Annotated in this window: 12 protein-coding genes, 2 tRNA genes and 3 rRNA genes; 11 read left to right on the forward strand and 6 right to left on the reverse strand. The window is 58.8% G+C overall.

The annotated features are described in order from the left end of the window. Window positions 1-79: 79 nt before the first annotated feature. The 3 genes from LOY35_RS03360 to LOY35_RS03370 form a co-directional block, all read right to left on the reverse strand. Window positions 80-1,438, reverse strand: coding sequence for an 8-oxoguanine deaminase (locus LOY35_RS03360; RefSeq protein WP_258630654.1), 1,359 nt, complete (start codon window positions 1,436-1,438; stop codon window positions 80-82). Between the two features lie 246 nt (window positions 1,439-1,684). Next, window positions 1,685-2,371, reverse strand: coding sequence for an SDR family oxidoreductase (locus LOY35_RS03365; protein WP_258630656.1), 687 nt, complete (start codon window positions 2,369-2,371; stop codon window positions 1,685-1,687). A gap of 24 nt (window positions 2,372-2,395) precedes the next feature. Continuing rightward, window positions 2,396-2,746: a MerR family transcriptional regulator gene (locus LOY35_RS03370; protein ID WP_258630658.1), complete on the reverse strand. Its 351-nt coding sequence runs from the start codon at window positions 2,744-2,746 to the stop codon at window positions 2,396-2,398. Window positions 2,747-2,827: 81 nt separating this feature from the next. Between LOY35_RS03370 and LOY35_RS03375 the strand changes: the two genes are divergently transcribed. Next, the gene (locus tag LOY35_RS03375) at window positions 2,828-3,271 is read left to right on the forward strand and encodes a hypothetical protein (protein ID WP_258630659.1); all 444 of its coding nucleotides are present in this window, start codon (window positions 2,828-2,830) and stop codon (window positions 3,269-3,271) included. 297 nt (window positions 3,272-3,568) lie between these two features. On the opposite strand, the gene LOY35_RS03380 is transcribed toward LOY35_RS03375, so the two are convergent. The 3 genes from LOY35_RS03380 to LOY35_RS03390 all read right to left on the reverse strand — a co-directional run bounded on the left by LOY35_RS03380 (window position 3,569) and on the right by LOY35_RS03390 (window position 5,829). Further along, window positions 3,569-4,156 (reverse strand): YigZ family protein, encoded by a 588-nt coding sequence (locus tag LOY35_RS03380; RefSeq protein ID WP_258630661.1) that lies wholly within the window; start codon window positions 4,154-4,156, stop codon window positions 3,569-3,571. A 7-nt stretch (window positions 4,157-4,163) separates the two neighbouring features. Continuing rightward, window positions 4,164-4,814, reverse strand: coding sequence for a TetR/AcrR family transcriptional regulator (locus LOY35_RS03385; protein WP_258630663.1), 651 nt, complete (start codon window positions 4,812-4,814; stop codon window positions 4,164-4,166). Window positions 4,815-4,908: 94 nt separating this feature from the next. Beyond that, window positions 4,909-5,829 carry a LysR family transcriptional regulator gene (locus LOY35_RS03390; RefSeq protein ID WP_258630665.1) on the reverse strand — a complete coding sequence of 307 codons (921 nt, stop codon included), beginning with the start codon at window positions 5,827-5,829 and terminating at the stop codon, window positions 4,909-4,911. A 122-nt stretch (window positions 5,830-5,951) separates the two neighbouring features. Here LOY35_RS03390 and LOY35_RS03395 point away from each other — a divergent pair, with 122 nt between their 5' ends. From LOY35_RS03395 to recD, 10 genes are all read left to right on the forward strand, one after another. Continuing rightward, complete coding sequence (locus LOY35_RS03395; protein WP_258630666.1) at window positions 5,952-7,301, forward strand: aspartate aminotransferase family protein; 1,350 nt, start codon at window positions 5,952-5,954, stop codon at window positions 7,299-7,301. Between the two features lie 71 nt (window positions 7,302-7,372). After that, entirely contained in the window at window positions 7,373-8,866 is a 1,494-nt protein-coding gene (locus LOY35_RS03400; protein ID WP_258630668.1) for a CoA-acylating methylmalonate-semialdehyde dehydrogenase, read from the forward strand. 631 nt (window positions 8,867-9,497) lie between these two features. Beyond that, window positions 9,498-11,034, forward strand: a 16S ribosomal RNA gene (locus LOY35_RS03405). A 65-nt stretch (window positions 11,035-11,099) separates the two neighbouring features. Next, window positions 11,100-11,176: transfer RNA gene (locus tag LOY35_RS03410), tRNA-Ile, on the forward strand. 26 nt (window positions 11,177-11,202) lie between these two features. Then, a tRNA-Ala gene (locus LOY35_RS03415) sits at window positions 11,203-11,278 on the forward strand. A 250-nt stretch (window positions 11,279-11,528) separates the two neighbouring features. Beyond that, window positions 11,529-14,420: ribosomal RNA gene (locus tag LOY35_RS03420) — 23S ribosomal RNA — on the forward strand. Window positions 14,421-14,590: 170 nt separating this feature from the next. Further along, window positions 14,591-14,706 (forward strand): 5S ribosomal RNA (gene rrf / locus LOY35_RS03425). Together the 16S, 23S and 5S rRNA genes with 2 tRNA genes alongside form the textbook arrangement of a ribosomal RNA operon. A gap of 155 nt (window positions 14,707-14,861) precedes the next feature. After that, window positions 14,862-18,311, forward strand: coding sequence for an exodeoxyribonuclease V subunit gamma (recC, locus tag LOY35_RS03430; protein WP_258630670.1), 3,450 nt, complete (start codon window positions 14,862-14,864; stop codon window positions 18,309-18,311). Beyond that, on the forward strand, window positions 18,308-21,997 hold the full coding sequence (gene recB / locus LOY35_RS03435; RefSeq protein ID WP_258630672.1) for an exodeoxyribonuclease V subunit beta: 3,690 nt from the start codon (window positions 18,308-18,310) through the stop codon (window positions 21,995-21,997). The genes recC and recB overlap by 4 nt, the downstream gene beginning before the upstream one ends. Continuing rightward, complete coding sequence (recD, locus tag LOY35_RS03440; RefSeq protein WP_258630674.1) at window positions 21,994-24,090, forward strand: exodeoxyribonuclease V subunit alpha; 2,097 nt, start codon at window positions 21,994-21,996, stop codon at window positions 24,088-24,090. Before recB ends, recD begins: the two co-directional genes overlap by 4 nt. The last annotated feature ends 23 nt before the right edge of the window (window positions 24,091-24,113 follow it).

A 24,113-nucleotide genomic window follows, 5' to 3' on the forward strand; every position in this document is an offset into this window, starting at 1 on the left:
AAGCATCGCGGGCAAGCCTTGCTCCCACAGATGTGTCCTGATACCTGTGGGAGCAAGGCTTGCCCGCGATAGCATTCGATCAGACGCCCGCGATCAATTCCCGCGCCGCCTGGCTGTGATCGGCGATCAAGCCTTTCAAGTCCAAACCTTCGACCTGACCGTCGATCACTCGCCATTGCCCGCCGACCATCACCCGATCCGCTCGATCCGCGCCGCACAGCAACAGCGCTGAAACCGGATCGTGGCTGCCGGAGAAGCGCAGTTCGTCGAGCTTGAACAACGCCAGATCAGCCTGCTTGCCCACTGCCAACTCGCCGATGTCGCTGCGCCCGAGCAATTTTGCCGAGCCCTGGGTTGCCCAACCGAGTACCCGCTCCGGTGTGATCGCTTGCGCGCCATAGCGCAGGCGTTGGATGTACAACGCCTGGCGGGTTTCGAGGATCATGTTCGAGGCATCGTTGGAGGCCGAGCCGTCCACGCCGAGGCCGAGCGGGGCGCCGGCGGCGGTCAGTTCGAGGGTGGGGCAAATGCCCGAGGCCAGGCGCATGTTGGAGCTTGGGCAGTGGCAGATACCGGTGCCGGCGGCGCCGAGCCGGGCGATCTCCTCGGGATTGAAGTGAATGCCGTGAGCCAGCCAGGTACGCGGACCGAGCCAGCCGACGCTGTCCAGATAATCCACGGTACGCAGGCCGAAGCGTTGCAGGCAGAAGTCTTCTTCGTCGAGGGTTTCGGCCAAGTGTGTGTGCAAGCGGACATCCAGTTGATCCGCCAGGGTGGCGCTGGCTTGCATGATTTCGGGGGTGACCGAGAACGGTGAGCAGGGCGCCAGGGCAATCTGGATCTGCGCACCGTCGCCCCGTTCGTGGTAGCGGTCGATCAGCCGCTGGCTGTCGTCGAGAATCACCTGGCCTTGCTGCACGGTCTGCTGCGGCGGCAGGCCACCGTCGGCTTCGCCCAGGCTCATGGAACCGCGGGTCAACATCGCTCGCATGCCCAGTTCACGCACACTTTGCACCTGGACATCGATAGCGTTTTCCAGACCTTCGGGAAACAGATAATGGTGATCGGCCGCCGTGGTGCAGCCAGACAAGAGCAGTTCGGCCAAGGCCACCTTGGTCGCCAGGGCGAGTTTTTCCGGCGTCAGCCGCGCCCACACCGGGTAGAGGGTTTTCAGCCAGGGGAACAGCGGCTGGTTCACCACCGGTGCCCAGGCACGGGTCAGGGTCTGGTAGAAGTGATGATGGGTGTTGATCAATCCCGGAAGAATCACATGCTCACGGGCATCGAAGACCTGGTCACAGGGTTGGGTGGGGTGTTGGCCGACACTCAGCAGTTCGACGATTACGCCGTCCTGCAGGACCAGACCGCCACGGGCATCGAGGCCGTTGGCAGTGAAAATGGCGAGAGGGTTTTTTAACCAGGTACGGGTCGCAGGCATGGTGGCCGGCTCCTCTGAAAGTGGGTTCAGGTTAGCCAGCTCAGTGATGCCCTGTCTGCTGATCCAGGGTCGCCGCAACGGGCGAGGTTCGGAGTTTACTCAGGTTGCGGTGTGCATATCCAGTGCTCAGCATCGCCCCCCTGTGGGAGCGGGCTTGCTCGCGAAAGCGGAATGTCATTCACCATCAATGTCGACTGAAACAGCGCCTTCGCGAGCAAGCCCGCTCCCACAGGGAATATGAGGTGTTTACCAGGGAATCGTCTCACCCTTGTAGTTGACGAAGTGATGCCCACCCCGGCCGGCAAAGGCATTGACCTGGTCGATCAAGCCGCGGGTACTGGTTTCGACGTCAATGTCCGCTCCTTCACCGCCCATGTCCGTCTTCACCCAACCTGGGTGCAGCGACAGGACGGTCAATGTCTGTTCGCCCAGTTGGGTGACGAAACTGTTGGTCATGGAGTTGAGGGCCGCCTTGCTTGCCTTGTACAGCGCCAGTTCCGGGGCGTCGGGCATGGTCACGCTGCCCAGCACCGAACTCATGAACGCCAGCACGCCGCTGCCGTCGCGGATCTGCCCGACGAAACGCTGGGCCAGGTTGATCGGCGCCACCGCGTTGGTGAAGAACAACTGGCCGACCTCGGCCAGGGTCGCACCGTCGGGGCCCTGGTTATCGGGACCTTTGACGCCGGCGTTGACGAACAGCAGGTCGAAGGTCTCGCCCTTGAGCTGTTGGCTCAAGGCAATGACGGCTTGCTGGTCGTCCATGTCGAGTTTCTCGATCCGTACCGGGCCCAGCGCCTTCAATGCCTCTGCATTCTGCAGGTTGCGCACGGTGGCGATCACGTTCCAGCCATCGCTCAGCAAGGTCTTCACCAGGCCAAGGCCCAAGCCCCGGGAGGCGCCGATGATCAATGCGTTTTTTGCCGAATTCATGGAAGGCATCCTTGAAAGAAATGGTCACGGATTTAATGGACAACGTTGTCCGAGCCGTTGTTTCAGCTCATGACGCAACGCGTCGAGTTCGGTCATGCGGGTTTCGATCAGGTTCAGTTTGTTCTGCAGCAGATGAGCCACGGCGAGGTCCGGGTCGGGTGCCTGCCGCACAGTGGCGACGCTGCTGCCAATCTCGCCAAGGGTAAAGCCCAGGCGTTGGGCTGTCTTGATATAGAGCACCAGTTGCACCATGTCGGCGGGGTAGTCGCGATACCCGTTGGCGCTGCGTCCCGCCGCAATCAGCCCGCGCTGCTCATAGAAGCGCAGCGTGTCACGACTGACGGCACAGGCCTGGGCCAGTTCACCGATTCGCATGGCAATCTCCAGGAAAGCTTGACCCTGGAGCATACCCCAGGCTTTAGGCTCTTTGCTCCTTGATTATCCGGAGCAATGCCTATGTGGACTTCACTGCAATTTCGTCGCGTGGTGCTCGGTGGCGCCTGGTACGACCTGATCGTCACTGCGGCATTTGCCACGCCATGGAGTTTCGCCGCCCTGCACGGCTGGTTGCTGGGCGTGACCCAAATGCTCGACCTGCCTGGCGAGCTGCCGCCGTTTGCGCCTATGCACCTGTTGATGGCCAATCTGCTGGGCTCGATCGTTTGCGTATGGTCGGTGCTGCGGATTCGAGATCCGCGACCACTGTACGGACGGTATGACGCGGCGGGACGGTTGCTGTTTGCGGCCTGGATGTTCTACGCGCTGCTGCACGGCGCCAGCGCGTTGGTGTGGATATTTGTGTTTTTCGAGCTGGTGTGGGGTGTTGTTCAGCTGTTACCCGTGCGTGACGAGAACACGGGTTCCAGCTGGAGGCGTGATCACTCGTTAACGAATGGTTAAAAAATGAACAAGCGCTTGGGAGCCATGTCCTTCTTGGGGTCGCGTGAGCCATGAACGGGTTATCCACAGCTTGCTCCACAGTTATTGTGCGCAAGCTGGAAACTCGGGCATAAGCACCGCACGGCTTTCTCCCAAAGGTGATAACTCGCTGCAAGCGTTTGTTTTGCTGACTTATTTAAGGCGTGGGTAAAGATTTGGATGAAAAATGAGCAACCCTCGCAAACCCGCATGACAGAAGGGTTACAGGCGGATGTGCTCAGGTTATCCACAAGCAGGCACACAGCAGATGTGGGCAAGTCAGGCTGAACGCTCCAGCAGAATCCGTCCGCGACTCAAGTCGGCCAGTTGCTTTTGCAGCGTGTCGATCTGGCCTTCACCCACCGCCAGCTGCAATTCAACGCCGTTGGCGGTAAACCCTTCCGTATGGATCAGGCCACCGCATTCGGCCACCCGCAGTTTTACCAAGGCCAGTTCCGCGAACCCGCAGGTGCAGTGCAGCGGCACACGGCTGATCAGTTCAAGCTTTTCGGCGTTTTGCAGACACTTGTTCGCGCCACCGCCATAAGCCCGGGCCAGCCCACCGGTACCCAACTGAATCCCGCCATACCAGCGGATCACCAGCACCACCACCTGGTCACAAGCCTGGGCTTCGATAGCCGCCAGGATCGGGCGCCCGGCAGTACCCCCCGGTTCGCCATCGTCGTTGCTGCGGTATTGATCGCCCAGCTTCCAGGCCCAGCAGTTGTGTGTGGCGTTCAGGTCGCTGTATTGCTCGATAAAGGCCTGGGCATCGGCGGGGCTGGTGATGGGGGCCGCGAAGGTGATGAAGCGGCTTTTGCGAATTTCTTCGCGGTATTCGCAAAAGCCTACGAGAGTAAAGGGCATGAGTGTCTTAAAGGGTGGGTGTCAGGCCGCAGCCTTTGAGAATGATGCGGATCAGGTTGTCACCAGCGTCGGTCATGTCTTGCTTGCTCAACTTGCTGCGGCCGGTCACGCGGCAGATCTGGGTGGCGAAGTCGGCGTAGTGTTGGGTGCTGCCCCATAGCAGGAAAATCAGATGCACCGGGTCGATCGGGTCCATCTTGCCGGCATCGATCCACGCCTGGAACACCGCCGCGCGGCCCTTGAACCAGGCGCGGTAGTCCTGGTTGAAGTATTCGGTCAGGCACTCGCCGCCGCTGATCACTTCCATGGCGAAGATCCGCGACGCCTGGGGTTGGCGACGGGAAAATTCCATCTTGGCGCGAATGTAGCGCGTCAACGCCTCGGCCGGGTCATCCTCGGCGGTGAGGGTATTGAAGGTGCTGTCCCACAACTCGATGATGTTGCTCAGCACTGCCACGTACAGCCCGAGTTTGTTGCTGAAGTAATAATGCAGGTTCGCCTTGGGCAATCCGGCATTCAGCGCGATGGTATTCATGCTGGTGCCTTTGAATCCGTGACGGGCGAATTCATCTTCAGCAGCCTTGAGGATGGTCTCTTCGTTCTTCTGACGAATGCGGCCGGTGGGCTTGCCACCGTGGGCTGGGACTTCAAAGGTCATGGACGTTTCCGGGCTGGGTCTGTGGGCAGGCAAATGCGTTGATAGCGCACCGGCACCGATCCGACAAGTACTGTTGCCACAAAAGGCGAACGCATTAGCGGGTTGCCGCCAGGCTCTCGAGGAAACTCTCCAGCACCAGATGAGGACGGCGCCCCTTGCGCGTCACCGAGGCCAGGCTCAGGTCATAGAACCGCGTCGTGGGTTTCAGGGCACGTAACCGGCCTTGCTGGACCCAGACGTTGGCGTAGTGATCCGGCAGGTAGCCGATGTAGCGACCGGTGAGAATCAGGAACGCCATGCCTTCGCGGTCCGATGCACTGGCGGTGCAATTGAGCGCTTGGTAATGGGCCTGGATGTCGACTGGCAGGCGAAAGGTAGGGGCGATGGCGTCCTGGCTGTTGAGGCGGACTTCATCGAGTTGCAAGTCGTCCACATAAAACAGTGGGTGCCCGACCGCGCAATACAACAATGAACGTTCGCTATAGAGCGGCTGGTACTCCAGCCCGGAAAGGGCGCTGGCCTGAGGGACTACGCCGACGTGCAGGCGCCCGTCGAGAACACCTTGCTCGACTTCGTTGGGGGCGATCATGCGAATCTGGATTTGTACGTCGGGCCCGCGTTCCTTCAATTGCGCCAGCGCGTGGGTGATGCGCATATGGGGGAGGGTGACGAGGTTGTCGGTCAGGCCGATGTTCAGTTCGCCACGCAAGTGTTGATGCAGGCCATTGACCTCGGTGCGAAAGCTTTCCAGCGCACTAAGTAGTTGCAGGGCCGACTGATAGACCTCGCGACCTTCTTCCGTCAGTGAGAATCCCGCGCGCCCGCGTTGACACAGGCGCAGGCCCAGGCGCTGTTCAAGATCGCTCATCTGCTGGCTGATGGCCGAGCGGCCGATACCCAGCACCGTTTCCGCCGCGGAAAATCCCCCGCATTCCACTACGCTACGGAAGATACGCAGCAGACGAATATCAAAGTCACTGACCTGCGCCAGCGGATCGGGGCGGCGAACGCTCATAGTTTAGTAATCCACTGACTGAAGGTTAGAAAAGTTGGATTTCACCGACTTTATCGTCGTGGCAACTTAGTCGCAACCAGGCGTTTGCCCCGATACCGTTCAAATCTTGCGAGGTTTTGTCAATGAACATGCCCGAACACGCGACCAGTTCTTTGGCCAGTCAGCTCAAGCTTGATGCTCACTGGATGCCTTACACCGCCAACCGCAACTTCCAGCGCGACCCGCGCCTGATCGTCGGTGCCGAAGGCAGTTGGCTGATCGATGAGCACGGGCGCAAGGTGTATGACTCGCTGTCGGGTCTGTGGACCTGCGGCGCCGGGCACACCCGCAAGGAAATCCAGGACGCGGTCGCTAAACAATTGGGTACCCTCGACTACTCACCGGGGTTCCAATATGGTCATCCGCTGTCGTTCCAACTGGCGGAAAAAATCACCAGCCTGACGCCGGGCAATCTCAATCATGTGTTCTTCACCGACTCCGGTTCCGAGTGCGCCGATACGGCGGTGAAGATGGTTCGCGCCTACTGGCGTCTCAAAGGCCAGGCCACCAAGACCAAAATGATCGGCCGTGCCCGCGGCTACCACGGCGTGAATATCGCGGGTACCAGCCTGGGCGGCGTCAGCGGCAACCGCAAACTGTTCGGCCAGGCGATGGCGGATGTCGATCACCTGCCCCACACCTTGTTGGCGAGCAATGCCTATTCCCGTGGCATGCCGAAAGAGGGTGGCATTGCCCTTGCCGATGAGCTGCTGAAACTGATCGAGTTGCACGACGCCTCCAACATCGCGGCCGTCTTCGTCGAGCCGATGGCCGGGTCCGCCGGTGTGCTGGTTCCACCCGAGGGCTATCTCAAGCGCCTGCGGCAGATTTGCGACCAGCACAATATCCTGCTGGTGTTCGACGAAGTGATCACCGGGTTCGGCCGCACGGGTTCGATGTTCGGTGCAGAGAGTTTCGGTGTGACGCCTGACCTGATGTGCATCGCCAAGCAAGTCACCAACGGTGCGATCCCCATGGGGGCGGTCATTGCCAGCAGCGAGATCTACCAGACCTTCATGAACCAGCCGACGCCTGAGTACGCGGTGGAGTTTCCTCACGGCTATACCTATTCGGCACACCCGGTGGCATGCGCGGCGGGCCTGGCGGCGCTGGATCTGCTGCAGAAGGAAAACCTGGTGCAGAGCGTGGCCGAAGTCTCGCCACATTTCGAGAACGCCCTGCATGGGATCAAAGGCGCGAAGAACGTGATCGACATCCGCAACTTTGGCCTGGCCGGCGCGATCCAGATCGCTCCGCGGGACGGCGATGCGATCGTCCGTCCGTTCGAGGCCGGCATGGCGTTGTGGAAGGCCGGATTCTATGTCCGCTTCGGTGGCGACACCCTGCAGTTCGGGCCAACGTTCAACAGCAAGCCACAGGACCTGGATCGTCTGTTCGACGCGGTCGGTGAAGTGCTGAACAAGCTCGACTGACGTTTTCCCTGTCACCTTCAACGACAGGCGTCCGGTCGCGGGCGCCTGTGGATAAAAATTCTGGAGTCCCCATGAGCCTCATCCCGCATCTGATCAATGGCGAACTGTTGAGCGACAGCACGCGTACAGCGGACGTCTTCAATCCTTCCACCGGCCAGGCGATTCATAAGGTATCACTGGCCGATCGCGCGACTGTCCAGCGGGCCATCGATGCCGCCACCGCGGCGTTCCCTGCCTGGCGCAAGACGCCGGCGGCCAAGCGTGCCCAGGTGATGTTTCGTTTCAAGCAATTGCTGGAACAGAACGAGTCGCGTATCGCGCAGATGATCAGCGAGGAGCACGGCAAGACCCTGGAAGATGCCGCCGGTGAACTCAAGCGGGGTATCGAAAACGTCGAATTCGCCTGTGCGGCTCCGGAAGTTCTGAAAGGTGAATACAGCCGCAACGTAGGACCGAACATCGATGCCTGGTCGGATTTTCAGCCGTTGGGCGTAGTGGCGGGTATCACCCCGTTCAACTTCCCGGCGATGGTTCCACTGTGGATGTATCCGCTGGCGATCGTTTGCGGCAACTGCTTCATTCTCAAGCCATCCGAGCGTGACCCGAGCTCGACGTTGCTGATTGCACAATTGCTGCTGGAAGCCGGATTGCCCGAGGGCGTGTTGAGTGTCGTACACGGTGACAAGGTTGCCGTGGATGCACTGATCGAGGCGCCGGAGGTGAAGGCGCTGAGTTTTGTCGGTTCGACGCCGATTGCCGAGTACATCTATGCCGAGGGCACCCGTCGCGGCAAACGCGTTCAGGCACTGGGCGGGGCGAAGAACCATGCGGTGCTGATGCCGGATGCTGACCTGGACAATGCAGTCAATGCGTTGATGGGGGCGGCCTATGGTTCGTGTGGCGAACGTTGCATGGCGATTTCGGTGGCTGTCTGTGTGGGCGACCAGGTAGCGGATGCGCTGGTGGCCAAGCTGGTGCCGCAGATCCAGGCGTTGAAAATCGGTGCCGGCACTTCTTGCGGGCTGGACATGGGGCCGTTGGTGACCGGTCAGCATCGCGACAAGGTCAGCGGCTATATAGAAGACGGCGTTTCGGCCGGTGCTTCGCTGGTAGTCGACGGCCGTGGCCTGAGCGTGACGGGACACGAAGACGGCTTCTTCCTGGGTGGCTGCCTGTTCGATCGCGTGACGCCAGAGATGCGCATCTATAAGGAAGAGATCTTTGGTCCGGTGCTGTGCATTGTCCGGGTCAACAGCCTGGAGGAAGCCATGCAGCTGATCAACGATCACGAGTATGGCAACGGCACCTGCATCTTCACCCGCGATGGCGAAGCGGCGCGGTTGTTCTGCGATGAAATTGAGGTAGGCATGGTGGGCGTCAACGTACCGCTGCCTGTGCCTGTGGCTTATCACAGCTTTGGCGGTTGGAAGCGTTCGTTGTTTGGCGATCTGCACGCCTACGGTCCGGATGGGGGGCGCTTCTATACGCGTCGCAAGGCCATTACCCAGCGCTGGCCGCAACGCGCCAGCCATGAAGCTTCGCAGTTTGCGTTTCCCAGTTTGTAATGGATGAACAAAGAGGCCGGCGCTTAAGCGCCGGCCTCTTTGTTTATGGCCGTTTTTGACCGATATGACAGAAACGTGAAAATAGTTGACGGCAGATTCTGAGTCTCTATAATTCGCCCCACTTCCGGCGCAGTCGAAACGGAAAACTCCTTGAGTTTCAATGAGTTAGATGTTTTCTGGCAGCGCAGGACTTCAGTTCATCGAAGTCCGGAAGGAGTCGGCAGGGCAGGTTGTTTGGCTCGGTTTGACGGTTCGATCTTCTCGGTCGAAAGCGGTGAAAAAGAGGTGTTGACAGCAGCGACCAACGCTGTAGAATTCGCCTCCCGCTAACGAGAGATCGAAAGCGCAAGTGGTTGAAGTTGTTGAGGTTTTGGAAAGCAAAACTTTGAAAACTTCTAAAATAACCGCTTGACAGATACACGGGGCGCTGTAGAATGCGCGCCTCGGTTGAGACGAAAGGCTCAACCCACCGCTCTTTAACAACTGAATCAAGCAATTCGTGTGGGTGCTTGTGGAGTCAGACTGCTAGTCAACAGATTATCAGCATCACAAGTTACTCCGCGAGAAATCAAAGATGTAACCAACGATTGCTGAGCCAAGTTTAGGGTTTTCTCAAAACCCAAAGATGTTTGAACTGAAGAGTTTGATCATGGCTCAGATTGAACGCTGGCGGCAGGCCTAACACATGCAAGTCGAGCGGTAGAGAGGTGCTTGCACTTCTTGAGAGCGGCGGACGGGTGAGTAATGCCTAGGAATCTGCCTGGTAGTGGGGGATAACGCTCGGAAACGGACGCTAATACCGCATACGTCCTACGGGAGAAAGCAGGGGACCTTCGGGCCTTGCGCTATCAGATGAGCCTAGGTCGGATTAGCTAGTTGGTGAGGTAATGGCTCACCAAGGCGACGATCCGTAACTGGTCTGAGAGGATGATCAGTCACACTGGAACTGAGACACGGTCCAGACTCCTACGGGAGGCAGCAGTGGGGAATATTGGACAATGGGCGAAAGCCTGATCCAGCCATGCCGCGTGTGTGAAGAAGGTCTTCGGATTGTAAAGCACTTTAAGTTGGGAGGAAGGGCCATTACCTAATACGTGATGGTTTTGACGTTACCGACAGAATAAGCACCGGCTAACTCTGTGCCAGCAGCCGCGGTAATACAGAGGGTGCAAGCGTTAATCGGAATTACTGGGCGTAAAGCGCGCGTAGGTGGTTCGTTAAGTTGGATGTGAAAGCCCCGGGCTCAACCTGGGAACTGCATTCAAAACTGTCGAGCTAGAGTATGGTAGAGGGTGGTGGAATTTCCTGTGTAGCGGTGAAATGCGTAGATATAGGAAGGAACACCAGTGGCGAAGGCGACCACCTGGACTGATACTGACACTGAGGTGCGAAAGCGTGGGGAGCAAACAGGATTAGATACCCTGGTAGTCCACGCCGTAAACGATGTCAACTAGCCGTTGGGAGCCTTGAGCTTTTAGTGGCGCAGCTAACGCATTAAGTTGACCGCCTGGGGAGTACGGCCGCAAGGTTAAAACTCAAATGAATTGACGGGGGCCCGCACAAGCGGTGGAGCATGTGGTTTAATTCGAAGCAACGCGAAGAACCTTACCAGGCCTTGACATCCAATGAACTTTCCAGAGATGGATTGGTGCCTTCGGGAGCATTGAGACAGGTGCTGCATGGCTGTCGTCAGCTCGTGTCGTGAGATGTTGGGTTAAGTCCCGTAACGAGCGCAACCCTTGTCCTTAGTTACCAGCACGTTATGGTGGGCACTCTAAGGAGACTGCCGGTGACAAACCGGAGGAAGGTGGGGATGACGTCAAGTCATCATGGCCCTTACGGCCTGGGCTACACACGTGCTACAATGGTCGGTACAGAGGGTTGCCAAGCCGCGAGGTGGAGCTAATCCCACAAAACCGATCGTAGTCCGGATCGCAGTCTGCAACTCGACTGCGTGAAGTCGGAATCGCTAGTAATCGCGAATCAGAATGTCGCGGTGAATACGTTCCCGGGCCTTGTACACACCGCCCGTCACACCATGGGAGTGGGTTGCACCAGAAGTAGCTAGTCTAACCTTCGGGAGGACGGTTACCACGGTGTGATTCATGACTGGGGTGAAGTCGTAACAAGGTAGCCGTAGGGGAACCTGCGGCTGGATCACCTCCTTAATCGACGACGGCAGTTGCTTCATGAGCTCCCACACGAATTGCTTGATTCATTGAAGAAGACGATTGGGTCTGTAGCTCAGTTGGTTAGAGCGCACCCCTGATAAGGGTGAGGTCGGCAGTTCGAATCTGCCCAGACCCACCAATTACTGGTGCACCCTGTAGCGATACGGGGCCATAGCTCAGCTGGGAGAGCGCCTGCCTTGCACGCAGGAGGTCAGCGGTTCGATCCCGCTTGGCTCCACCATTACCGATTGGTGACCCTCGTTAAAGCTTAGAAATGAGCATTCCATCAAGACGATGCTGAATGTTGATTTCTAGTCTTTTGATTAGATCGTTCTTTAAAAATTTGGGTATGTGATAGAAAGATAGACTGAACGTTACTTTCACTGGTAACGGATCAGGCTAAGGTAAAATTTGTGAGTGGCTCTTTGAGCACAATCGAATTTTCGGCGAATGTCGTCTTCACAGTATAACCAGATTGCTTGGGGTTATATGGTCAAGTGAAGAAGCGCATACGGTGGATGCCTTGGCAGTCAGAGGCGATGAAAGACGTGGTAGCCTGCGAAAAGCTTCGGGGAGTCGGCAAACAGACTGTGATCCGGAGATGTCTGAATGGGGGAACCCAGCCATCATAAGATGGTTATCTTGCACTGAATACATAGGTGCAAGAGGCGAACCAGGGGAACTGAAACATCTAAGTACCCTGAGGAAAAGAAATCAACCGAGATTCCCTTAGTAGTGGCGAGCGAACGGGGACTAGCCCTTAAGCTTCTTTGATTTTAGCGGAACGCTCTGGAAAGTGCGGCCATAGTGGGTGATAGCCCTGTACGCGAAAGGATCTTAGAAGTGAAATCGAGTAGGACGGAGCACGAGAAACTTTGTCTGAATATGGGGGGACCATCCTCCAAGGCTAAATACTACTGACTGACCGATAGTGAACTAGTACCGTGAGGGAAAGGCGAAAAGAACCCCGGAGAGGGGAGTGAAATAGATCCTGAAACCGTATGCGTACAAGCAGTGGGAGCCCACTTTGTTGGGTGACTGCGTACCTTTTGTATAATGGGTCAGCGACTTATTTTCAGTGGCGAGCTTAACCGAATAGGGGAGGCGTAGCGAAAGCGAGTCTTAATAGGGCGTCTAGTCGCTGGGAATAGACCCGAAACCGGGCGATCTATCCATGGGCAGGTTGAAGGTTAGGTAACACTGACTGGAGGACCGAACCGACTACCGTTGAAAAGTTAGCGGATGACCTGTGGATCGGAGTGAAAGGCTAATCAAGCTCGGAGATAGCTGGTTCTCCTCGAAAGCTATTTAGGTAGCGCCTCATGTATCACTGTAGGGGGTAGAGCACTGTTTCGGCTAGGGGGTCATCCCGACTTACCAAACCGATGCAAACTCCGAATACCTACAAGTGCCGAGCATGGGAGACACACGGCGGGTGCTAACGTCCGTCGTGAAAAGGGAAACAACCCAGACCGTCAGCTAAGGTCCCAAAGTTATGGTTAAGTGGGAAACGATGTGGGAAGGCTTAGACAGCTAGGAGGTTGGCTTAGAAGCAGCCACCCTTTAAAGAAAGCGTAATAGCTCACTAGTCGAGTCGGCCTGCGCGGAAGATGTAACGGGGCTCAAACCATACACCGAAGCTACGGGTATCACGTAAGTGATGCGGTAGAGGAGCGTTCTGTAAGCCTGTGAAGGTGAGTTGAGAAGCTTGCTGGAGGTATCAGAAGTGCGAATGCTGACATGAGTAACGACAATGGGTGTGAAAAACACCCACGCCGAAAGACCAAGGTTTCCTGCGCAACGTTAATCGACGCAGGGTTAGTCGGTCCCTAAGGCGAGGCTGAAAAGCGTAGTCGATGGAAAACAGGTTAATATTCCTGTACTTCTGGTTATTGCGATGGAGGGACGGAGAAGGCTAGGCCAGCTTGGCGTTGGTTGTCCAAGTTTAAGGTGGTAGGCTGGAATCTTAGGTAAATCCGGGATTCTAAGGCCGAGAGCTGATGACGAGTTACCCTTTGGGTGACGAAGTGGTTGATGCCATGCTTCCAAGAAAAGCTTCTAAGCTTCAGGTAACCAGGAACCGTACCCCAAACCGACACAGGTGGTTGGGTAGAGAATACCAAGGCGCTTGAGAGAACTCGGGTGAAGGAACTAGGCAAAATGGCACCGTAACTTCGGGAGAAGGTGCGCCGGTGAGGGTGAAGCACTTGCTGCGTAAGCCCACGCCGGTCGAAGATACCAGGCCGCTGCGACTGTTTATTAAAAACACAGCACTCTGCAAACACGAAAGTGGACGTATAGGGTGTGACGCCTGCCCGGTGCCGGAAGGTTAATTGATGGGGTTAGCTAACGCGAAGCTCTTGATCGAAGCCCCGGTAAACGGCGGCCGTAACTATAACGGTCCTAAGGTAGCGAAATTCCTTGTCGGGTAAGTTCCGACCTGCACGAATGGCGTAACGATGGCGGCGCTGTCTCCACCCGAGACTCAGTGAAATTGAAATCGCTGTGAAGATGCAGTGTATCCGCGGCTAGACGGAAAGACCCCGTGAACCTTTACTATAGCTTTGCACTGGACTTTGAATTTGCTTGTGTAGGATAGGTGGGAGGCTTTGAAGCGTGGACGCCAGTCTGCGTGGAGCCATCCTTGAAATACCACCCTGGCAACTTTGAGGTTCTAACTCAGGTCCGTTATCCGGATCGAGGACAGTGTATGGTGGGTAGTTTGACTGGGGCGGTCTCCTCCTAAAGAGTAACGGAGGAGTACGAAGGTGCGCTCAGACCGGTCGGAAATCGGTCGTAGAGTATAAAGGCAAAAGCGCGCTTGACTGCGAGACAGACACGTCGAGCAGGTACGAAAGTAGGTCTTAGTGATCCGGTGGTTCTGTATGGAAGGGCCATCGCTCAACGGATAAAAGGTACTCCGGGGATAACAGGCTGATACCGCCCAAGAGTTCATATCGACGGCGGTGTTTGGCACCTCGATGTCGGCTCATCACATCCTGGGGCTGAAGCCGGTCCCAAGGGTATGGCTGTTCGCCATTTAAAGTGGTACGCGAGCTGGGTTTAGAACGTCGTGAGACAGTTCGGTCCCTATCTGCCGTGGACGTTTGAGATTTGAGAGGGGCTGCTCCTAGTACGAGAGGACCGGAGTGGACGAACCTCTGGTGTTCCGGTTGTCACGCCAGTGGCATTGCCGGGTAGCTATGTTCGGAAAAGATAACCGCTGAAAGCATCTAAGCGGGAAACTTGCCTCAAGATGAGATCTCACTGGAGCCTTGAGCTCCCTGAAGGGCCGTCGAAGACTACGACGTTGATAGGCAGGGTGTGTAAGCGCTGTGAGGCGTTGAGCTAACCTGTACTAATTGCCCGTGAGGCTTGACCATATAACACCCAAGCAATTTGCTTGCTCCGAGCTGAAAAGCGCAAGGGCACCAGATTGCGGTGTGTGAAGACGAAATGAACCGAAAGTTCGACGCTCACAAAGCACCGAAAGCTGTCACATACCCAATTTGCTGAAGCGAGGCCAGCCGGTCACGAATCAGTACCCGAATTTCTTGACGACCATAGAGCGTTGGAACCACCTGATCCCATCCCGAACTCAGCAGTGAAACGATGCATCGCCGATGGTAGTGTGGGGTTTCCCCATGTGAGAGTAGGTCATCGTCAAGATTAAATTCCGAAACCCCTATCTGCTGACGCAGGTAGGGGTTTTGTTTTGCCCACAGGAAAGTTCTTACGACAAGCGCGGACCGTTCCCGGCTGCTACAACCCCCCGACAGTGCTAAGGTTCGGCCCTAGCTTTTTGCATTTTCAAGGATGCCTTTATGCCGGACGCAACGTCCCTCAGCCCAGCCTTCATGGTGATTCATGGCAATCGCCTCGATGAGCTGCGCAGCCTGGTAATCAGCTTGATGCGACGTTATCCGCTGGCCCCGCTTGAAAATGAAATTGCACTGGTACAGAGCAACGGTATTGCTCAATGGCTCAAGCTGGCACTGGCTGAGGATCCGCAAGACGACGATACCGGCGGCTGTGGCATTGCGGCAGCCATTGATGTACAACTGCCCGGCAGTTTCATGTGGCAACTCTATCGAACTGTTCTGGGCCGCGACGAGATTCCGGCCAAGTCCCTGCTGGATAAAGCCCCCCTCACCTGGCGACTGATGCGTCTCTTGCCGCAGTTGATCGAGCAGCCTCATTTCGAGCCTCTGCGTCGATTCCTCACCCATGACACAGACCTTCGCAAGCGTTATCAGTTGTCCGAACGCCTTGCCGATCTGTTCGACCAGTATCAGGTGTACCGGGCCGACTGGCTGGAGGACTGGGCGGAAGGTCGACACCAGACGAGAAATGTCCGAGGCGAAATCAAGGCACTCGCGCCCGCTAATTGCTGGCAAGCCGAGCTGTGGCGAGCCTTGTTGGTGGATGTGGGAGAAGAAGGCATGGCTCAAAGCCGTGCGGGCGTCCATCAACGGTACATCGAACGCATCAACAGCCTGGAGACCGCTCCGAAAGGACTTCCTGCACGGGTGATCGTGTTTGGTATTTCCTCGCTACCGGCCCAAGCCCTCGAGGCGCTGGCCGGTCTGTCGCGGTTCAGCCAGGTCCTGCTATGTGTCCATAACCCTTGTCGTCATCATTGGGCGGACATCGTGGCCGACAAGGACCTGCTGCGCCACCAGTACAAGCGTCAGGCACGCAAGGCTGGCATGCCTGCCATCCTCGATCCGCAATCCCTGCATCAACATGCTCATCCGTTACTCGCGGCATGGGGCAAGCAGGGGCGCGACTATATCAACCTGCTCGACAGCTACGACGATCCCAGTCGCTATCGCTCGGTGTTTCGCGATGGCCGGATCGACCTGTTCAGTGATGGTAATCCCACGACCCTTCTCGGTCAGTTGCAGGATGACATTCTTGAGCTGCGCCCCCTGGCTGAAACCCGGGAGCGCTGGCCGGCCGTCGATACGGAGCGAGACGGATCGATCCGTTTCCATGTCGCCCACAGCGCCCAGCGTGAAGTCGAAATCCTGCATGACCAGTTATTGGCCCATTTCAGCGCGGACCCGACGCTACGTCCTCGGGACATCATCGTCATGGTCCCGGACATCGACAGTTACGCCCCGCATATCCGTGCCGTGTTCGGTCAGCTTGATAGGACGGATCCGCGCTTCATTCCCTTCACCCTGACCGACCAGGGACAGCGTGGACGTGATCCACTGCTGATTGCCGTCGAGCATTTGCTGAAGCTGCCCGATAGCCGCTTCCCCGTCAGCGAAATCCTCGACTTGTTGGATGTCCCGGCCCTGCGCAAGCGATTAGGCCTTGATGAAGCCGACTTGCCGACACTGCACCGTTGGATCGAAGGTGCGGGTATTCGGTGGGGCATGAACGCCGAACATCGCGCCGGGCTCGGGTTGCCCGCCGAGCTTGAGCAGAACAGCTGGCGGTTTGGTCTGCGGCGCATGCTGTTGGGATATGCCGTCGGCAGTTCGGACGCCTATGAAGGCATTGAACCCTATGACGAAATCGGTGGCCTTGACGCGGCGTTGATCGGGCCACTGGCCGCGTTACTGGATGCGCTGGAAGTCGCCCATCAGTCGCTCACCGAGCCCGCGTCTCCACAGGTGTGGGGATCGCGTCTGCGTGACTTGATGCAGTTGTTTTTCCAGGCGGACAGTGAACATGACGACTATCTGCTGGCCCAGCTCGAAGACCTGCGCGAAACGTGGCTGGAAACCTGCGAGTCGGTTGGGCTGCAGGATGAGTTGCCGCTGACGGTGGTACGCGAGGCTTGGCTGGCCGGGCTGGACCAAGGTCGACTGTCCCAGCGTTTTCTCGCTGGAGCGGTCAACTTCTGCACGCTGATGCCGATGCGTGCGATCCCCTTCAATCTGGTGTGCCTGCTGGGGATGAACGACGGAGATTATCCGAGAGCCCAGCCACCATTGGATTTCGATCTCATGGGGAGCGACTATCGTCCCGGCGATCGCTCCCGGCGTGAGGATGATCGTTACCTGCTATTGGAGGCGCTGCTGTCGGCCCGGGAAAAACTCTATATCAGTTGGGTGGGACGCAGTATCCGCGATAACAGCGAGCGACCCGCATCGGTGTTGATCGGTCAATTGCGGGATCACCTGGCCAGTGGCTGGCGACTGGAGGATGACAAGGATCTTCTCGAGGCGCTGACCCAGGAACATCCCCTGCAACCGTTCAGTGCCCGTTATTTCCTCCAGGGCAGTGAGTTGTTCAGCTATGCCAGCGAATGGCGGATGCTCCACGACAACCAGGACCATGGGGGCAACGCCCAGGTACTGGAGCCCTATGTTCAGGAAGAGCCCTTGAGCCTCGGGCAATTGCAGGACTTCCTGCGCAACCCCGTCCGCCACTTTTTCAGCCAGCGACTCAAGGTGTTCTTCGAGGCCATCGAAGCCCCGTTGGCCGATGACGAGCCCTTCGTGCTCGATGCCCTTCAACGCTATAGCCTGAGCGACAGCTTGCTGGAAGCTGCCCTGGTGCGCCTGGACCAACCGGATCTAGCCCTGGAGGCCCATGCCAGGCGCCTGCAGAACAGTGGCCTGTTACCCATGGCGGGTTTCGGTGAGTGCATGCAGCGCGAACTGATCGAGCCTCTGCCGGATCTGCTCCAGCGATATCAGCAGCTTCTGGCGTTATGGCCCACTCCGTTGACCAGCGCGGTGCCTGTCAGTCTCCAGTTGCATGACGTTAGCGTCGAAGGATGGCTCAGTGGCCTGCGCCAGCGCTCCGACGGCGCGGTCCTTGCCATCACCGCCATACCCAACAGCATCGGCTCTGTCAGGACCCGTAAGTGGCATCGCCTGATACGTCCCTGGGTCAATCATCTCGTGGCGTGCGCCAGCGGCTTGTCGATGACCACCGCATTGGTGGCCAGTGACGACAGCTTGCTGTTGGCGCCTTTTGAAGAACCCGTGGCGCGAAGACTGCTCAGTGACCTGTTGCAAGCTTGGCAGTCAGGCATGCGCCAACCACTGCCGATCACGGTGAAAACAGCCTTCGCCTGGCTTGGTCAGACGGACCCGGATAAAGCCGAGGCGACGGCCCGAAAAGCCTACGAGGGCGATGGGCTGACTTCTGAAGGCGAGCGACGTGAGAGTCCGGCCCTGGCCCGGCAGTTTGCCGACTTCGATGCCCTCATGGCAGACGAGACATTTCCTGACTGGTGTGATGCGCTTTATCGGCCTCTGTTCGACGCGCCATGGCGTTCCGCGATTGGCGAGGAGGCGCAATCATGAGTCGGCAGACACCTCTGGCCCTGGCTTTTCCCCTGCGTGGGAGCCAATTGATTGAGGCCAGTGCGGGCACTGGCAAGACTTTCACCATTTCAGCGTTATACCTGCGGCTGGTGCTGGGCCATGGCGGCTCGGTGACCGGGTTCGGTCGCGAACTGCTTCCTCCACAGATCCTCGTCGTGACCTTTACCGACGCCGCCACCAAGGAGCTGCGCGAACGTATCCGCACGCGTCTGGCCGAAGCGGCGCGCTTCTTTCGTGATGAGATTCCGGCCCCCGATTCACTGATTGCCCAATTGCGCGACGAGTTCGACGAAGCGCAATGGCCCGGTTGCGCCAATCGGCTGGACATCGCCGCGCAATGGATGGATGAGGCTGCGGTTTCGACCATTCACAGTTGGTGTCAGCGGATGTTGCGTGAGCACGCCTTCGACAGCGGCAGCCTGTTTACCCAGACCCTGGAAACCGATCACAGCGAATTGCTCGGCGAGGTGTTGCGCGACTATTGGCGGCTGTTCTGCTACTCGATGCAGGGTGAGGCATTGAACTGGGTACGCACCCATTGGGGAGGACCCGCTGCCCTGTTGCCGCGGGTGAGGGGGCTGTTTTCCAGCGAGCGTGACAACGCTGACGGGCTTGAGCCTGCCGAGCTCATCCTGGCATCGCTCCAGGAGCGCAGTGCCGCCTTGCTCGACCTCAAGGCGCCGTGGCGGCAATGGGCGGTGGAGCTGCTGGAGATCTGCCAGCAAGGCGTTGCCAACAAAAGCGTCGACGGGCGCAAGATGCAGGCACGCTACTTCGAGCCGTGGTTTCAGAAAATCTCCGCCTGGGTGGATGACGAGAGTCTTGAGCTCCTGGATATCGGTACCGGATTTACGCGATTGACCCCCGAAGGCATGGCCGAGGCCTGGAAAGGCGATGTGCCCAGTCATCCCGGGCTGGAGGCCATGGCCAGTCTCAAGGCCAGCCTGGACGCCTTGCCCACGCCGGATGCAGCGGTGTTGCAGCATGCGGCCCAATGGGTGGGGGCACGGTTTGAGGCAGAGAAACGTCGACGCGCTGAGATGGGTTTTGACGACATGCTGCTGAGGCTGGATGCGGCGCTGCTGGCCGACGGAGGAGAGCGCCTGGCGAGCCTGATACGCGAGCAGTTTCCGGTCGCGTTGATCGATGAGTTCCAGGACACCGACCCGGTTCAATACAGGATCTTCGAAAGCATCTACCGCATCGAAGACAACAACCCCGAGACGGGGCTGTTCCTGATCGGTGACCCGAAGCAGGCCATCTACGCCTTTCGTGGCGCCGATATCCATACCTACCTGCGTGCCCGTGAGGCGACCGACGGCAGGCTGCATACCCTGGGAACCAACTTCCGTTCCAGCCACGCCATGGTGGGTGCTGTAAACCACATTTTCCAGAGCGCCGAATCCCGTCCGAGCGGGCGCGGGGCATTCCTGTTTCGCGAAGCACCGGACCGGAACCCGGTGCCGTTCCTGCCCGTTGATGCCCAGGGCCGCAAGGAGTCCTTGCAGGTCGCGGGTCAGCCCCTTGCTGCGTTGAACATCTGGCACCTGCCGTCGGACAAGCCGCTCTCCAGTGCGGTCTATCGGCAGCAAATGGCGGCGGCCTGCGCCAGTGAGATCACGGCGCTGCTCAACGGCGGCCAGTCGGGGCGCGACGGCTTCATCGAGGATGGAAAAGCACTGCGTGGGCTATTGCCAGCAGACATTGCGATCCTGGTGCGGGACGGTAAAGAAGCGCAGGCCGTGCGGGACGAGTTGTCCGTGCGAGGGGTACGCAGCGTCTATCTGTCCGATAAGGATTCGGTCTTTGTCTCGCAGGAAGCACGGGACTTGCTGACCTGGCTCAGGGCCTGTGCCGAGCCTGATGTCGAGCGACCATTGCGGGCCGCACTGGCGAGCATCACGTTGAATCTGCCGCTCACGGAGCTGGAGCGACTCAACCAGGATGAGCTGGCCTGGGAAGCACGGGTCATGCAGTTCCGTGGCTACCGTACGGTCTGGCGTACCCAGGGGGTGCTGCCCATGTTGCGGCGCCTGCTGCATGATTTCGAACTGCCCCAGGCCTTGATGATGCGCAATGAGGGTGAGCGGGTGCTGACGAATCTGCTGCACCTCAGCGAGCTTCTGCAACAGGCCGCCGGTGAGCTGGACGGTGAACAGGCCCTGATCCGGCACCTGTCGGAGCACCTGGCCTTGTCCGGTCAGGCTGGAGAAGAGCAGATCCTGCGCCTGGAAAGCGATGAGCAGTTGGTCAAGGTGGTGACGATCCACAAGTCCAAGGGGCTGGAGTATCCGTTGGTGTTCCTGCCGTTCATCTGTTCGACGAAGCCGGTGGATGGCAGCCGGTTGCCCCTGCATTACCACGATGAAGCCGGCAAGGCGCAGATCAGCCTGAAACCTTCCGCCGACCTGATCGCCAAGGCTGATGACGAACGTCTGGCCGAGGACTTGCGCCTGCTCTACGTGGCGCTCACTCGCGCCCAACATGCCTGCTGGCTGGGAGTTGCCGATCTCAAGCGGGGTAATAACAGCAGCTCGATCCTGCATCTGTCTGCGCTGGGGTATCTGTTGGGCGGCGGTGTGCCGCTGTCCGAATCGGTGCAATTGCGGCGATGGCTGGAAGACCTGCAACTAGGCAGTACTGCGGTGAGTTGCCAGGAGATGCCTCAGGCCACCGACGAACGCTATCGGCCTGCGCGCAACGAAGCGGTGCTGCTCGAGCCCTTGAGGCCGGTACGCAAAGCCAGCGAAAACTGGTGGATCGCCTCGTATAGCGCCTTGCGCATCGGCGAGACCCTGAGTGCGGGCAGCGACGCGGCGCCGGAGGATCCCCAGGCCCAGAAGCTGTTCGACGATGAGCGGCTTGATCCTGATGCGCCCAGGGAAGTGGTCGCCATCGGAGGCGACATTCACCGCTTCCCTCGCGGGCCCAACCCCGGCACGTTCCTCCACGGCCTCCTGGAGTGGGTCGCCGGCGAAGGATTTGCCGTCGCTCCAACGGCCATCGAGGACGCCATTGCCCGGCGTTGCAACCGTCGAGGCTGGACAGGCTGGATCACGACGCTCAACGATTGGCTGCAGCACTTGATAGCAATGCCTATGCGCATCGGCAACGATCAGCCGCCGGTGGTGCTTGAACACCTGACCCGGTTCCAGGTGGAGATGGAGTTCTGGTTCGCCAGCCATAAGGTCGATGTGCTCAAGCTCGATGAGCTGGTTTGCCGATTCACCCATGGCGGTGTGGCCCGTGTCGCTGCCGAGCCGGTGCTGCTCAACGGCATGTTCAAGGGCTTCATCGACCTCACCTTCGAGCATGAAGGGCGATATTACGTGGCGGACTATAAATCCAACTGGCTGGGGAGCGATGACACGGCTTACACCCCTCAGGCCATGGAGCAATCGATCCTCGACAATCGCTACGATCTGCAATATGTGCTGTACCTGTTGGCGCTGCATCGTCAGCTCAAGGCGCGGCTGCCCGACTATGACTACGACCGACATGTCGGCGGTGCGCTGTACCTGTTCCTTCGTGGCACCCGTGCGGCCAGCCAAGGGGTCTACTTCACCAAGCCTGCGCGAGCGCTGATCGAACAACTGGATCGCCTTTTCCAGGGAGCGCCCGAGCCCAAGGCCGAGCCGGCATGGGTACAGGGAGAACTGCTATGAGTCGGACGTTTGTCGATCTGCTGCCCAAACCGTCGGACGACGAAAGCCTGGTCGAACTGGTGCCTTTGGACCGTGCGGACGATCTGCTGCTGTTGCTGACCCGCTGGGTCGAGCGCGGCTGGTTGCGCGCCCTGGACAAAGCCTTCGTCGCGTTCCTGCATGAGCTGGCACCCGACGACGATCCATTGGTGCTGCTCGCTGCGGCGCTGGCCAGTCATCAACTGGGCCATGGGCATGTCTGCCTGGACCTGTTCGAAACGCTCAAGGAACCGGATTTTGCCTTGTCGCTGCCCCCCGAGGGGGATTCGCAAACCGGTGTGATGCTGTTGCCATCGCAGATATTGCGGAACCTGGAGGGCGCCCATTGGTGCAAGACCCTGGCCTCCAGCCGCCTGGTGGCCTTGGCCGCAGATGTGCGAGAGGAGGCGCTGCAACGGCCGTTGGTACTGTCCGGTAAGCGCCTTTATCTGCGGCGCTATTGGACCTATGAGCGGCGGATCGATGAGGCGTTGCGTCAACGGCTGGCCGAACAGGAGGCCGCCCCCGTCGATCTGGGCGAACGCCTGGACGGGCTGTTCGGGCCGGCCACGGCCGCGGGCCCGATCGACTGGCAGAAACTGGCCTGTGCCCTGGCGACCCGCGGTGCCTTCAGTATCGTCACCGGCGGTCCGGGCACCGGCAAGACCACCACCGTCGTGCGTTTGCTGGCGTTGCTTCAGGCTCCCGCGGTCGAAGCCGGAAAGCCGCTGCGGATCCGCCTGGCAGCGCCGACCGGCAAGGCGGCGGCGCGCCTGACCGAATCCATCAGCCAGCAGGTCCGGACTCTGGATGTCCCCGAGGCCGTGCGCGAGCGGATTCCTTGCGACGTGACCACTGTCCATCGGTTGTTGGGCAGCCGGCCGGGAACCCGACATTTTCGGCACCATGGGGGGAATCGGTTGCCGCTGGACGTACTGGTGATCGATGAAGCGTCCATGATCGACCTGGAGATGATGGCCAATCTCCTGGATGCGTTGCCGTCCCATGCGCGGTTGGTATTGCTCGGGGACAAGGATCAGTTGGCCTCGGTGGAGGCCGGTGCGGTGCTGGCGGATTTGTGTCGGGATGCCGAGGAGGGCTGGTACAACGCCCGAACCCGAGCCTGGCTTGAGTCGGTCAGCGGTGAAGACCTGGCGGCTGGTGATTTGCAGCAAGACCTTGATGGCACTCATCCGTTGGCACAGCAAGTGGTCATGCTCCGGCACTCCCGTCGCTTCGGCGAGGGCAGTGGTATCGGCCAACTGGCTCGATGGGTCAACCAACAGCAGCCCGAAAAGGCTCGTCAGTTGCTGGCGGCCAAGCAACATGCCGACTTGTTCTCCCTGGCATTGAAGGGTGAGCATGATGGGGCGCTGGAGCGCTTGCTGCTTGAAGGCCAGGCAGAAGGCCCCCAGGGCTATCGGCATTACCTGAGCCTGCTGCAGCAACGACGTCCGGCGGCGTCCCGTCCACTGGAGGATGCCTGCTGGGTCGATTGGGCTCGGGAGGTTCTCTCTGCATTCGATGCGTTCCAATTGCTCTGTGCCGTGCGTAAAGGCCCGTGGGGCGTCGAAGGGTTGAACCAGAGAGTGACCGAAGCGCTGCTCAAGGCCCGTCTTATCGACAGCGATCACCAGTGGTACGAGGGCCGTCCGGTCTTGATGACCCGCAACGACTATGGTCTGGGTTTGATGAACGGCGATATCGGCATCGCCCTCAAATTGCCCGAGCGTGATGGGCCGGATGCGGGCCGGCAGGTCCTGCGGGTGGCATTCCCTCGCAACGACGGACAGGGCGGTGTGCGCTTCGTCCTGCCCAGCCGCTTGAATGATGTGGAAACCGTGTATGCCATGACGGTGCACAAATCCCAGGGTTCGGAGTTCACCCATACGGCGCTGATTCTTCCGGATGCGTTGAACCCCGTATTGACCAAAGAGCTGGTGTACACAGCCATTACCCGGGCCAAACAGTGGTTCAGCCTGATCGAGCCACGGCCGGGGATATTCGAGGAAGCGGTCCGGCGCAAGGTCAAGCGCTTGAGCGGGCTGATGCTGGATCTGGAGCCGCGTAGCTGAATGAACGGATGTTCACGGCAATG

This window comes from Pseudomonas sp. B21-028 (genome assembly GCF_024749045.1).
Lineage (GTDB): Bacteria > Pseudomonadota > Gammaproteobacteria > Pseudomonadales > Pseudomonadaceae > Aquipseudomonas.